Below are 13,141 nucleotides of genomic sequence, written 5' to 3'. Positions count from 1 at the left end.
TGATAGGTGCGAGGGGCGATTCTGTCCACCGCGCGGTGCGTGAACGAGGCATCCAACCGGGCCTCTGTGCGTGGTCGACGCGCGCTAAACTGGCTGTTATCCGGTCCACGAAGCAGTCCATGAAAGCCACCGTCCTGCTCGATCCCGCCCGCCTCGATCGTCCCGACACCGACGTGCGGCAGGACCCGTTCCCGTTCCTGATCGCCCACGGCCAGTTGCCGGACGATGCCCGCAACGATCTGGAACGCGATTTCCCGCGCTACACCAGCGCGGGCTTCTTTCCCTACGATCCGGTCGATTGCGGCCCGTCGATCAACGCGCTGGTGGCCGACCTGACCGCACCGGCTTTCGCCAGCGTGATCGGCGAACGGCTAGGCATCGCGGACCTGGCCCAATACCCCACGCTGGTGACGCTGTGCCGCCACCTCAACAAGCGCCACGGCACCATCCATACCGACAGCAAGTCCAAGGTCGCCACCGCCCTGCTCTATCTGAACCACCAGTGGCCGGACACGAGCGAGGGCTGCCTGCGCTTCCTTCGCTGCATCGACGACATCGACGATCTGGTTGCACCGGAATTGACGCCCCTGTACGGAGAGTTCGCCGTATTCAAGCGTTGCGACAATTCTTTTCACGGCCACCTCCCCTTCGAGGGCGAGCGCCGGGTCATCCAGGTCGCCTGGCTGACCAGCGAGGAAGAAAAGCTGCGCAAGACACGGCGCGGCAAGTTCTCGCGTGGATTCAAGAAACTGGTCGGCGCGCTGGATCGCCGCTTCGGCGCGCGACGCGCCCGCAACGCCGCGCACCGGGACTGATCGTCAGGCCAGGTGCCAGGCCACGAACGCGGCGAACACTCCGTATAGCAGGCCCACCGGCATCAGCCAGCGCGCGTTGACGTGCCCGCGCTGAAACAGCCACCACAGGTAACCCACCGCCACCGTGGTCAGCGCCCCGGCCACGATCAGTGGCAGGTCGAACAGCCATGGCGTGAAGAACAGGGCCAGCGAACTTGGAATCGTCGCCTGGATCATCATGGCCCCGGAAATGTTCGCCAACGCCAGCCGCTCCTTGCCCTGGCGGACCCAGATCAGCGCGTTGACGGTTTCGGGCAGTTCGGTCGCGACCGGGCTCAGGACCAGCGCCACCACGTGCGCCGACAAGCCAAAGGCCAGACCGATCACCTCGATCTGCGTGACGAATATGCGCGAGGCGATGGCGATCACCACCAGCGCAAGTCCACTCTGGGCGACCACGCGCCACATCGCTGGGTCGTCGGCGTGGGGCTGGAATTTCAGCGGTTCGAGTTCCTCCTCGTCCGCCGCCATGTCGCCGGTTTTCAGCTCGCGCCATACGTACAGGCCGTAGGCGCCGATGAACAACACGCCCAGCCAAGGCTTCAATGCGAACGCGACCAGACCCAGCGTGCACTTGACCACGAAGATCGAAAGGAACCACCGCTGGTCGCGTGCAAGCCGCGCGTGGTCGACCTTCACCACCGCGTCGGGGCGTCGCAACCGGTGCCGGTTGCTCCACAGGGCGATGCCAACCACCGCATAGGCGATGGTGCCCAGCACCAGCGGTCCACCCAGGGCCGCACCGACGCCGATGCCGCGCTGCTCGGGGGTGTGCCCGAACACCACGGCGATGAAGGTGACGGCGCTCTCGGGCAGCGCGGTGCCGAAGGCGGCAAGCACGGTCCCGGTGGCGGTGGCATCCAGCCTGAACTTACGGCCCAGCCATTCGATACCGTTGACGAAGTACTCGCAGGCGGCATAGATCGCCCCGGCGGAAAGCAGGAACCACAAGGCAGTAAGCATCAACGCGAATCCGGCCGGGCGAGCGGAAAACCAATGGCACGACGATGCGGCCCGCCCGGCAAGGGTTCGAGCACATCGTGGCCAAAGGTCTCGCCGGGCACGCGCTTGGCCGATGTACGGCGGCGCTGCCACCCACGCCATGGAGCGTTGGCTCCAAGTCTGTTGACGCGGATTCCTCGGGGAACGAAGGCGGACGGCCTTCGCGGGTGAGGATGGCTACTCCCCAATGACAATAAAGACCATGGTAACGGGCAAGGTGCGAACGCGACAAGCAACGCCCGTCCCGTGTGGGCATCCGGCCGCTGGACACAGTCGTATACACGGCGACAGGTCGGGCCCGGCCTGCCACCTACGCATCGAGTCGCGCGGCCAGCATCGCCTGGAGGTCGTAGGCGGCCGGCGGTTGGGCATGCAGCCAGTGCGCCGCCTCGATCGCACCGCGGGCGAAGATGCTGCGATCGGTGGCACGGTGGCCCAGTTGGACACGCTCACCTGCGCCGATCAGCATCGCCGTGTGCTCCCCCACGATGTCGCCACCACGCACCACAGCGAAGCCGATGCTGCCGGCGCGCCGCGCCCCCTCGCGCGAGCCGGTGACGCCATCCCGCGCGAGCGTGGTACCGCGCGCCGCGGCAGCCGCCTCTCCAAGCGAGATCGCGGTGCCCGAGGGCGCGTCCGTCTTGCGCTTGTGGTGTGCCTCGACGATCTCCAGGTCCCACTCCGGCAGTGCGGAGGCGGCCTGGCGAAGGAGACGCGTGAGTACCGCCACGCCGAGGCTGAAGTTGCTCGCGTGCATCAGCGGTATCTGCGAGGACGCGTCCACCAGCCGGGCCTTCAGCGCGGCATCGATGCCGGTGGTGCCGCTGACCAGCGCCACCCCGTGGCGGGTGCAGTAGTCGAGCGCGGAGGCGAGCCCGCCCGGGCCGCTGAAGTCGATCACAGCGTCGAGCGCTTCCGGTGGCCAGTCCGCGCGGAAACAGGGCGTGGCGCGGTCATGCCAGGAACGCTCCCCCACTTGCGGCATGCCCGGAGCGATGAGTGCCGCGGCGATCTCGAATCGTGCGTCGTCGCGCAACAGATCAAGCAACGCCCGTCCCATACGGCCGTTGGCGCCGTTGATGGCGAGGCGTAGCGGTCGGGTCATCGCTTGGGTCCGTGCATGCTGGAGCGCGTAGCGTACCCGGGAGAGCTAAGGCGCGCATGCGTACTGTTTTGCTCTCTCCCTTACCCGGGGAGAGGGATCAGATGCGAGTAGCGCCCAACAAGATCGGTTTACGAAGTGACGCGGGAGAGGAATTCCTTGACCCCATCGACCCAGCTCTTGGCGCGCGGGGTGTGTGCGTCAGGCTCGCCTTCGCTGAAGCTCGCCTCGAGCTTCTCCAGCAACTCACGTTGCTCGCGGGTCAGGCGCACCGGGGTTTCCACCATGACGCGGCAGATCAGGTCGCCGACGCGGCCGGAACGAACGGACTTCACGCCTCGCCCGCGCAGGCGGAAGGTCTGGCCAGTCTGGGTCTCCGGCGGGATCGACACCGCCACTTCGCCTTCCAGCGTGGGTACCTTGAGCTCGGCGCCCAGCGCGGCCTGGGCAAACCGGATTGGCACTTCGCAGTGCAGGTCGTTGCCTTCGCGCTGGAAGATCGCGTGTTCGCGCACGCGCACATCCACGTAAAGGTCACCCGCTTCGGCACCGGCCGGGCCGGCCTCGCCCTGCCCCGAGAGGCGGATGCGGTCGCCGTTGTCCACGCCAGCGGGGATCTGCACGGACAAGGTGCGCTTTTCTTCAAGCAGCCCTTCGCCGCGGCAGGCCTTGCAGGGCTTTTCGATGGCCTGACCGCTGCCACCGCAATGCGGGCATGCCTGCTGGATCGAGAAGATGCCGTTCTGCATGCGCACGCGGCCGTGGCCGTGGCAGGTCTTGCACTGGGTCGTCTTGCCGTCGGCCGAGCCCGAGCCGTTGCAGTGGTGGCAGTTGACCTGGGTCGGGATCTCGATCGTCTTCCCGACGCCGAACACCGCCTCCTCGAGGTCCAGCTCCATCACGTAGCGCAGGTCCGCGCCACGACGTTGCCGGCCGCGACCGCCGCCACCCATTCCAAAGATGTCGCCGAAGATGTCTCCGAAGATGTCGCCCATGTCGCCGAAACCGCCGCCACGGCCGCCCATGCCGCCTTCGAAGGCGGCGTGGCCGTGCTGGTCGTACATGGCGCGTTTCTGGGCGTCGGACAGGACTTCGTAGGCCTCCTTGGCCTCCTTGAATTTCTCCTGCGCGGTGGGATCGTCCGGGCAGCGGTCCGGGTGGTATTTCATCGCCAGGCGGCGGAAGGATTTCTTCAGCTCGACTTCGGTGACGGTGCGCTCGACGCCGAGCACCTCGTAGTAATCGCGCTTGCCCGTTGCTGCATTCATGACTTGAACCAAACCCCTGCTCTGTCCTGCCCCGATCCGCGGGGCTGCCCGATCAACAAGCAGCCCGCGTCAGCCATGATAGCCGGCGCGGGCTGCCTGATCGGCGGCGTCGACTTCCTTCGATTACTTCTTCTCGTCCTTGACCTCGGTGAACTCGGCATCGACCACATCGTCGGGCTGGGCCGAACCGCCGCCCGGCGCCGCCTGCGGACCGGCCTCCCCGCCGCCCTGGGCCGCGGCATAGAGCGCCTGCGCGGCCTGCTCGAGCTTCTGCATCTTGGCTTCGATCTGCGCCTTGTCGTCGCCGTCCTTGACCTTTTCCAGTTCCGACAGCGCCTCTTCGATCGAACCGATCTGGCCCCCGACCTTGCCGCCATGCTCCTTCAGGGCGCTGCGGGTGGCGTGCACCAACTGGTCGGCCTTGTTGCGGGTGGCGACCAGCTCGTGGAACTTCTTGTCCTCTTCCTTGTTCGCCTCGGCGTCGGCCACCATCCGCTGGATCTCGTCCTCGGACAGGCCCGAGCCGGCCTTGATCTCGATCTTCTGTTCCTTGCCCGTCTTCTTGTCCTTGGCAGACACGTGCAGGATGCCGTTGGCGTCGATGTCGAAGGTGACCTCGATCTGCGGCATGCCGCGCGGCGCCGGGTCGATGCCGGACAGGTCGAAACGGCCCAGCGACTTGTTCGCACTGGCGCGCTCGCGCTCACCCTGCAGCACGTGCACGGTCACCGCAGTCTGATTGTCATCGGCGGTCGAGAAGGTCTGCGCCGCCTTGGTCGGCACGGTCGTGTTCTTCTCGATCAGCTTGGTCATCACGCCGCCCATCGTCTCGATGCCAAGCGACAGCGGGGTGACGTCCAGCAGCAGCACGTCCTTGACCGAGCCGCCCAGCACGCCACCCTGGATTGCCGCGCCCACGGCGACGGCCTCGTCCGGATTGACGTCCTTGCGGGGCTCCTTGCCGAAGAAGTCCTTGACCGACTCCTGCACCTTGGGCATGCGGGTCTGGCCGCCGACGAGGATCACCTCGTTGACGTCCGACACGCGCAGGCCGGCATCGTTGAGCGCGATGCGACACGGCTCGATGGTGCGCTTGACCAGGTCCTCCACCAGCGCTTCCAACTTGGCGCGCGTCAGCTTGATGTTCAGGTGCTTCGGACCGGAGGCGTCGGCCGTCACGTATGGCAGGTTGACCTCGGTCTGGTGCGCGGAGGACAGCTCGATCTTGGCGCGCTCGGCCGCGTCCTTCAGGCGCTGCAGCGCCAGCGGGTCCTTGCGCAGGTCGATGCCCTGGTCCTTCTGGAATTCGTCGACCAAGTAGTCGATGACGCGCTTGTCGAAGTCCTCGCCGCCAAGGAAGGTGTCGCCGTTGGTGGCCAGCACCTCGAACTGCTTCTCGCCGTCGACTTCCGCGATCTCGATGATCGACACGTCGAAGGTGCCGCCGCCCAGGTCGTACACCGCGATCTTGCGGTCGCCGCCCTTCTTGTCCAGGCCATAGGCCAAAGCGGCCGCGGTCGGCTCGTTGATGATGCGCTTGACCTCCAGGCCCGCAATGCGGCCGGCGTCCTTGGTCGCCTGGCGCTGGCTGTCGTTGAAGTAGGCAGGCACCGTGATGACGGCTTCGGTGACCGGCTCGCCGAGATAGTCCTCGGCGGTCTTCTTCATCTTCATGAGGACCTTGGCGGAGATTTCCTGCGGCGCCATCTTCTTGCCGTCGGACGTCTCAACCCAGGCGTCGCCGTTCTCGTGCGCGACGATGCCGTAAGGCACGATGTGCAGGTCCTTCTGGACCTCGGCGTCGGTGAACTTGCGGCCGATCAGGCGCTTGACCGCATAAAAGGTGTTCTTCGGATTGGTCACGCTCTGGCGCTTGGCCGGCGCGCCCACGAGGACTTCGTTGTCCTTGCTGAAGGCGACGATGGAAGGCGTGGTGCGATCGCCCTCGGCGTTCTCGATCACCTTCGCGGTGCTGCCGTCCATCACGGCGACGCAGGAATTGGTGGTACCCAGGTCGATGCCGATGATCTTGCCCATAGTGTTCAGCTCCAATGCTTTCTAGGCGGCCCCCGCGGCCGCGATGGTTTTCCAGATGGTGGCCCACTCCCGGCGATTCAATGCCGCGGGGCCGCCTGTGTGTTCAGCGAGCGATGCGTCAGTCCTTGGCCACGGCGACCAGTGCGGGACGAAGCAACCGGTCGTTCAGCACGTAGCCCTTCTGCAACACGTTGACTACGGTGCCGGGCGCCTTGCCGGGCGCTTCGACCATGCTCACGGCATGGTGGCGCTCCGGGTCAAGGGGTTGGTCGACCGGATCGACCTGCACCAGTCCGTGGGTCTCGGCGACCTTCAGCAACGCTTTCAGGGTCAGCGCCAGGCCTTCGCGCACGGCGGCCGCGTCACTGCTCTCGATGGCCAGCCCGCGTTCCAGGCTGTCGTAGACCGGGAGCAACTCGTTCAACAGTTTTTCGTTGGCGAAGCGGCGGGCCTGTTCCAGGTCGCGATGCAGGCGCCGGCGCTGGTTTTCCAGCTCCGCGTGCTCGCGCAGCACGGACTCGCGCAACTCGGCGTTGCTCGCCTCCAGCTCGGCGACCCGCGCCTGCAGGGCATCGGATCCTTGCGTTCCCGGCGAACCGGATTCCTGCACCTGGTCCGGCGTCTGCTCGTTGTTCTGCATGCATTACTCCCAAACAAAAGTCTGGACCGGCACCTCCGTGCCGGCCACCGATAACTGCGGGAAACCCGCCCTCCGGGGGCGGTTATAGGGACGTCGCGGCGCGATTCAAGGCGTCGCTGAGCAATCCGGCAGTTGCCTGCACCACCGGGATCACCCGGTCGTAGGCCATGCGGGTGGGCCCGATCACGCCGACCGCACCCAGGACCCGCCCCTGCACGCCGTAACTGGCGGTCACCACGCTGCAGCCGTCCAGCGCGGCAAAGCCCGATTCCTCGCCGATAAACAGGCGCACGCCCGGGGCCCGGGCGCACACCTCCATCAGTTGCAACAATTCGTTTTTCTTCTGGAAGGCCTCGAACAGCTCGCGCAGACGGTCCAGGTCGGCAAGCTCGGCGTAACCCATCAGGTTGGTCTGGCCGCTCACCAGAACGTCCTCCCCGCCACCTTGCGGCGCGAAAGAGGCCGCCGCGAGTTCCGTCGCGCTGGCGACAAGGCGGTTGAGCTCGCTCCCGGCCTCGCGCAGCTCGCGCAAAAGGTGGGCGCGGATGTCGTCCACGCGCAGACCGGCAAAATGGGTGTTGAGGTAGTTGGCGGCCTGTTCCAGTTCGCGGCTGTCCAGCGGCCTGGCCAGCTGCACGATGCGGTTCTGCACCTGGTTGTCGGAGAACACCAGGATCACCAGCACGCGTGCGTCCGGCAGCGGCACGAAATCGATATGGCGCAGGGGAAAGTCACCCTGGCGCGGCACCGTCACCACGCCGGCGAAGTGGGTCATCGCCGAAAGCAGCGTGGACACGTTGCCCAACAGGTCGCGGGTGGTCGTGGGTCCGGGTGGCAACTCACGCTTGAGCCGCGCCATGTCCTCGCGCGGCAGCGGCTGCAGCTCGATCAGGCTGTCGACGAACAGGCGCAGGCCACGTGGCGTGGGTATGCGCCCGGCGGACGTGTGCGGGGAGGCGACCAGACCTGCGTCTTCGAGGTCCGCCATGATGTTGCGGATCGTTGCCGGGCTGACGTCCAGCCCCGACGATCGGGACAGCGTGCGCGACCCGACGGGCTCGCCATCGGCCAGGTACTGCGCGATCAGGGTGCGCAGCAGGCGGCGGGCGCGGGCATCGAGGTCGTGGGGTCGGGTCATTCGCTGTAACAAACGGTGAGACGGGACAGAAATAAGGTGTCGCCGCCGAGTTTGCAAGAACGCCGGTCGCGACGGTAGCCGCGCCCGCGCGCCACTTTCTGCCCGTACAATTCCACGCCATGCTCACTTCCCTGTACGTCCGCCATTTCGCCGTCGTCGAAGAAGCCGAAGTCGCCTTCGGCCCGGGCCTCACCGTGGTCAGCGGTGAAACGGGCGCCGGCAAGTCGCTGCTGGTCGACGCGCTGATGTTGCTGGCCGGCGCGCGCGCCGACAGCGGCATGGTGCGCGAGGGCTGCGACCGCGCCGAACTCATCGCCGAATTCGACCTGGCCGCGCTGCCCGAAGCACGCGCCTGGCTGGAACGGGAGGAGCTGGACGATGAAGGTGCCTGCCAGCTTCGCCGCGTGATCCGCGCCGAGGGCAGCTCGCGCGCGTGGATCAACGGCCGCCCGGCCAATGCCAGCCAACTCGGTGAACTGGCCACGCTGCTGGTGGAAATCCATGGCCAGCATGAGCACCAGGCGCTGCTCTCGCGCGGCCACCAGCTCGATCTGCTTGATGCGTACGCCGGCAATGAGGAACTGGTGGGACAGTTGCGCACGCTGGCCGCGCAGTGGCGCGAGCTGGGCGCGCGCATCCGCAAGCTCAGTGGTGGCGGTGACCGCGAGCAACGGCTCGAACTGCTGCGCCACGAGGTCGGCGAGCTCGAACGCTGGGTGTTGCCGGCTGCGGAATTGTCCGAACTCGAGGCCAGCCACAAGCGCTTGGCCAATGCCGGCCGGCTGGCCGAAGGCGCCTCCGGCGTGGTGGAACTGCTCGATGGCGACAGCGAATTCGCGTTGCGCCGTGCGCTCGGCCGCGCGCACGGGGAGTTGGGCAAGCTGGCTGCCCTGGACCCGCGCCTCGCGCCCCTGCTGGAACTGCTGGACAACGCAGAGATACAGCTGGGCGAAGCTTCCGACGGCCTCTCGCGCTACGCACAGGACGTCGACCTCGATCCGGAGCGCTATGCCGACGTCGATACCCAACTCACCCGCCTTCACGAACTGGCGCGCCGCCACCGCCTTCCCGTCGCCGAATTGCACGATCGGCTGGGCGCATTGCAGGCCGAGCTGCTCGAACTGGAAGGCGCCGGCGACGCGCTGGAGCGGCTCGCCGGCGATCGCGCACGGCTGGAACGCGGCTATGCGAAAGCGGCCGATGAACTGAGCAAGGCCCGCCGCACGGCCGCCGCGCGCCTGGGCGAGGAGGTCAGCGCGCTGATGGGCGAACTGGGCATGGCCGGCGGCCGGCTGGTCGTCGACCTCGAACCGGTCGACGACGGCGAGCCGGATGCGCAGGGCCGCGAGCGCTGCGAATTGCTTGTCAGCGCCAATCCCGGCCAGCCACCGCGCGCGCTGCGCAAGGTCGCCTCGGGCGGCGAACTGGCACGCATCAGTCTCGCCATCGAGGTCGCCACGCTGGGCAAGGACACGATCGGCTGCATGGTGTTCGACGAGGTCGACACCGGCATCGGCGGCGCCGTGGCCGAGGTGGTCGGGCAGAAGCTGCGCGCGCTCGGCGGCGAGCGCCAGGTACTGTGCGTCACCCACCTGCCGCAGGTCGCCGCGCAGGGCCATGCACACCTGCGCGTCAGCAAGCACAGCGACGGGGACACCACGCGCACGCAGATCGAGAAGCTGGACCCAGCCGGCCGCCGAGACGAACTGGCGCGCATGCTGGGCGGCGTCGAGATCTCCCGCGAAACGCGCGCCCACGCCAAGCAGATGCTCGAGCGCGCGCAAAGCGCCTGACGCGAGTCCCGGGAGGATGGACCTCAGCCCACCATCGCGGTGCGGCACGGGGGGTTCAAGCCCACCCTACGTCACCCGGTCCGTCAGTTCTTGCGCTCGGACAACAGCCCGCGCTCGCTCGCCATCCGGTACAGGTCGAGTTCCGACCCCGCGCCCAGCTTGCCCATCAGGCTCGCGCGATGGATATAGATGGTCTTCTGGCCCACCCCGAGCACTGCCGCGACCTGCTTGGGCGCCTTGCCTGCCGCCAGCAGCAGGAACACCTCGCGCTCGCGCGCGGTCAGCCGGTTGACCGGATCGAGTGCCTCGCTGGGCCGCTCGGCACGACGCTGACGCAAATCCGAACTCAGGAACGTCTCGCCCTGCATCACCTGGCGCAGGCCCGCCACCAGTTCTTCCGGCGCGGCGCCCTTGGTGACATAGCCGCTGGCGCCACGGCGTAGCGCCTCGGATACGTAGGGCTCGCCGTCGTGCATGCTCAGCACGACGATATGCGTGTCCGGCGCCAGGCTATGCAGGTGCTCGATCAATGGCAGGCCACTGCCATCCGGAAGCGACAGGTCCAGCGCGACGAGATCGGGGCGACGCTGGTTGATCGCGTCCACCGCATCGTCGGCACAACGGCATTCGGCGATCACTTCCAGATCCGGCTCCAGTTCGATGAGCCGCTTGAAACCCTCGCGGACGATGGCGTGGTCGTCGACCAGAACGATGCTGTACATGATGCCCCGCTGACTTGCTGGTTTCGGGCGGTACGCCGGCATGCGGCTCGACCGCTTCGGACGCCCCCGCGTCCGGCCCTGCCACCCGAGTCTATAAGAGACCGGCCGCCCCTGCCCAAACATCCACCACCCGCTGGGCAGGCGACAGTCGCATGTAACATCGCCAGCATGCGATCGAAGCCTTTTTCCCTGCCCGAATCCGGTCCTCTGCTCGGCGTGGTCTACGCGCTGCTGTGGCTGGCGCTGCTGCCTACGCAACAGCCGTACTGGATGCTGCCCTTCGGTCTGCGCTTCGCCGCGCTGCTGATCGTGCCGGTGCGGCAGTGGTTCTGGCTGTTGGGGCTCGAATTGGCCGTGACCGTCATCCTGGACCTGCGTTCGGGCCTGCCCATGGGCTGGCAGACCTTCGTGATCGGCGACCTGCCCGAGCCATTGATCATGGCGGTAGGCCTGTGGCTGTTGCGCCGGGTGAACCTGCACGCCAGCCTGCGCGACCCGGAGGAAGCCACCCGCCTGCTGCTTTCGGCCGTGCTGGTGGTCGGTGCGGTGGCGGCCGCCGACGCGGTGCTGCTGGCGCTGCTCCATGAAAGCGCAGCCCCTGCGGCGATGGTGCGCGCGCTCGGCCGGGAACTGCTGGGCAACTACCTGGGCGTACTGCTGGTGGCGCCGCTGTCGATCATGCTGTTGCGCGCGCGACCGAACCGAAAAATGGTGGCCAGCCTGGTGATGGATGGGCTGCTGGTGATGCTGCCAGCGATGGCGCTGTTGCTGATGCTATCGGAGCACGCCGCGCCCCAGCCGGAATTCGCCCGCGTGTTGTCGCTGGCACCGGTGTTGTTCTTCGCCTTCCGTCACGGCTGGCGCGGCGCCACGCTGGCGATGTTGATCTCGTGCTTGGGCATGACGGCGGTCGACCATCAGCCTGGACATGCGCAGAGCGCAGCCGGTTACCTGTTTCTGGCCGTCGCCGGCACCGGAGCGCTCATGCTTGGCGCGGCCACCGATGCCCTGCGCCGCAGCAGCGAACGGGTGGCCGAACAGAACGTCTACCTGGGCGCGGTCAACCGTCGACTGGACCAGCTCGCCCGCCAGCTGCGCGATGCGGCCCGTGGCAACCTGCAGGCCGAGGAAAACCAGCGCCGGCACATGGCCGCCGAGCTGCACGACGAGCTCGGCCAGAACATCACGGCCATCCAGACCCACATGAAACTCGCGCAGGTACGCCTGCGCCAGGCAGGGCTGGAAGACATCAGCGTCTCGATCAATACCATCCTCGGCTACATGCGCCGCGCCCTGCATCGCCTGCTGGACGACCTGCGCCCCGCGGTGCTGGACGAGTTCGGCCTGCTGCGGGCGCTGGACGAAGGCCCGATCCGCGACCTGCTGACCACTGCCGGCATCGTCTTCCACACCGACATGCGCGGCGACCCGCGGTTGCTGGACGAAGACACCCGCATCGCGGTGTACCGCCTGGTGCAGGAAAGCGCCACCAATGCGGTCAAGCACGCCCAGGCAAGCGAATTCCGCCTGCGCCTGCGCATCGGCGAGCGCCATGGGGTGGTGCTGGCCCTGCTCGACATCCGCGACGACGGTGTGGGCTTGCCCAGCCGATTGCCCCGCGGCGGCCGCGGTCTGCAAGGCATGCGCGACCGCGTCACCTCGCTGGGCGGCCTGTTCCGACTGAGGCCCGACCGTCAGGGCGTCCACTTGCGGATTTTGCTGCGGAGCAGCACGCCCGGCCGTGAACCCGGTCGGCTGGCATAGGAATTTTTCCAATACCGGAGTCGTGAACAGCTCGTTAGCATCAGTCCATCGATGTGGGGGAGCCGCCATCGCAAGATGGCGTGCCGTGGTCACCGTGGGGACGGTGGCCACGAAGAACGGCAGGATGCCGTTCCGCCGGTACCAACGGCGCCACCCGGCCAGCGAGCAATTCGCACTGCCGAGGCGCTATGTGGTAACGGATCAGCCGTGGGTGGACAGGAGTCCTCCCGCGGCTTTTTTTATGCCCCTCGCGTACGCCGCATTTCAAATGGCGGGTAGCCAGCTTGCGCGGCGATGCCTACATCCCTGGAACGGCAGAGCACCTCGCCGCAAACGCGCTCGTGCAGTCCGGATCAGCGGGCCTTGTTTTTGGGCCGCACGTACAGCACCAGACTGTGATCCTCCAGCACGTAACCGTGCTTGGCGGCGATTTCCTTCTGCAGCCGCTCGATCTCTTCGCTGACGAACTCGATGACCTTCCCGCTGTCTACATCGATCATGTGGTCGTGGTGCTTGCCACGGTCGAGCTCATAGACGGCCTGGCCGCCTTCGAAGTTGTGCTTGACCACGATGCCCGCGGCCTCGAACTGGGTTAGCACGCGGTACACCGTTGCCAGGCCGATGTCTTCCTGTTCGGCCAGCAGCTTCTTGTAGACGTCCTCGGCGGTGAGGTGCTGCACGCCCTCCTCCTCGAAGATCTGCAGGATCCGCATGCGCGGATGGGTGACCTTCAGGCCGACCCGGCGCAGCTCTCTGGTTTCCTGTTCCATAGCTCGCTCCACGCACGGCGTATCAAGGCCGTTAGTGTATCATCGCCCCCT

At 67.0% G+C, this 13,141-nt stretch carries 11 protein-coding genes and 1 riboswitch; of the genes, 3 read left to right on the top strand and 8 right to left on the bottom strand.

From position 1 onward, the window contains the following. Window positions 1–119 precede the first annotated feature (119 nt). Window positions 120–815: a 2OG-Fe(II) oxygenase gene (locus ACFWZ1_RS07640; protein WP_439665972.1), complete on the top strand. Its 696-nt coding sequence runs from the start codon at window positions 120–122 to the stop codon at window positions 813–815. 3 nt (window positions 816–818) lie between these two features. On the opposite strand, the gene ACFWZ1_RS07635 is transcribed toward ACFWZ1_RS07640, so the two are convergent. The 6 genes from ACFWZ1_RS07635 to hrcA form a co-directional block, all read right to left on the bottom strand. Next, window positions 819–1,817, bottom strand: coding sequence for a sodium:calcium antiporter (locus ACFWZ1_RS07635; protein ID WP_231325275.1), 999 nt, complete (start codon window positions 1,815–1,817; stop codon window positions 819–821). A 68-nt stretch (window positions 1,818–1,885) separates the two neighbouring features. Next, a riboswitch (yybP-ykoY riboswitch) is annotated at window positions 1,886–2,054 on the bottom strand. A gap of 112 nt (window positions 2,055–2,166) precedes the next feature. Continuing rightward, window positions 2,167–2,961: a 4-hydroxy-tetrahydrodipicolinate reductase gene (gene dapB / locus ACFWZ1_RS07630; RefSeq protein ID WP_439665971.1), complete on the bottom strand. Its 795-nt coding sequence runs from the start codon at window positions 2,959–2,961 to the stop codon at window positions 2,167–2,169. A gap of 128 nt (window positions 2,962–3,089) precedes the next feature. Next, window positions 3,090–4,226, bottom strand: coding sequence for a molecular chaperone DnaJ (gene dnaJ / locus ACFWZ1_RS07625; protein WP_439665970.1), 1,137 nt, complete (start codon window positions 4,224–4,226; stop codon window positions 3,090–3,092). 123 nt (window positions 4,227–4,349) lie between these two features. After that, window positions 4,350–6,263 carry a molecular chaperone DnaK gene (dnaK, locus tag ACFWZ1_RS07620; RefSeq protein WP_439665969.1) on the bottom strand — a complete coding sequence of 638 codons (1,914 nt, stop codon included), beginning with the start codon at window positions 6,261–6,263 and terminating at the stop codon, window positions 4,350–4,352. A 118-nt stretch (window positions 6,264–6,381) separates the two neighbouring features. Continuing rightward, window positions 6,382–6,903, bottom strand: coding sequence for a nucleotide exchange factor GrpE (gene grpE, locus ACFWZ1_RS07615; RefSeq protein WP_231325268.1), 522 nt, complete (start codon window positions 6,901–6,903; stop codon window positions 6,382–6,384). An 82-nt stretch (window positions 6,904–6,985) separates the two neighbouring features. Continuing rightward, window positions 6,986–8,041, bottom strand: a complete 1,056-nt coding sequence (gene hrcA / locus ACFWZ1_RS07610) for a heat-inducible transcriptional repressor HrcA (protein ID WP_439665968.1) — start codon at window positions 8,039–8,041, stop codon at window positions 6,986–6,988. 119 nt (window positions 8,042–8,160) lie between these two features. On the opposite strand from hrcA, the gene recN reads away from it, so the two are divergent. Continuing rightward, entirely contained in the window at window positions 8,161–9,834 is a 1,674-nt protein-coding gene (recN, locus tag ACFWZ1_RS07605) for a DNA repair protein RecN (protein WP_439665967.1), read from the top strand. 83 nt (window positions 9,835–9,917) lie between these two features. Here recN and ACFWZ1_RS07600 read toward each other — a convergent pair whose 3' ends face one another. Then, the gene (locus ACFWZ1_RS07600) at window positions 9,918–10,556 is read right to left on the bottom strand and encodes a response regulator transcription factor (RefSeq protein ID WP_231325262.1); all 639 of its coding nucleotides are present in this window, start codon (window positions 10,554–10,556) and stop codon (window positions 9,918–9,920) included. Between the two features lie 168 nt (window positions 10,557–10,724). Here ACFWZ1_RS07600 and ACFWZ1_RS07595 point away from each other — a divergent pair, with 168 nt between their 5' ends. Beyond that, a complete protein-coding gene (locus ACFWZ1_RS07595) occupies window positions 10,725–12,320 on the top strand; it encodes an MASE1 domain-containing sensor histidine kinase (protein WP_439665966.1) in 1,596 nt (531 codons plus the stop codon). Window positions 12,321–12,673: 353 nt separating this feature from the next. Here ACFWZ1_RS07595 and fur read toward each other — a convergent pair whose 3' ends face one another. Next, on the bottom strand, window positions 12,674–13,090 hold the full coding sequence (gene fur, locus ACFWZ1_RS07590; RefSeq protein ID WP_439665965.1) for a ferric iron uptake transcriptional regulator: 417 nt from the start codon (window positions 13,088–13,090) through the stop codon (window positions 12,674–12,676). Between the last annotated feature and the right edge of the window lie 51 nt (window positions 13,091–13,141).

Source organism: Frateuria sp. GZRe14, assembly GCF_051900395.1.
GTDB classification, from domain to species: domain Bacteria; phylum Pseudomonadota; class Gammaproteobacteria; order Xanthomonadales; family Rhodanobacteraceae; genus Frateuria_A; species Frateuria_A edaphi.
This window is presented reverse-complemented; position numbering and strand designations above follow the sequence as displayed.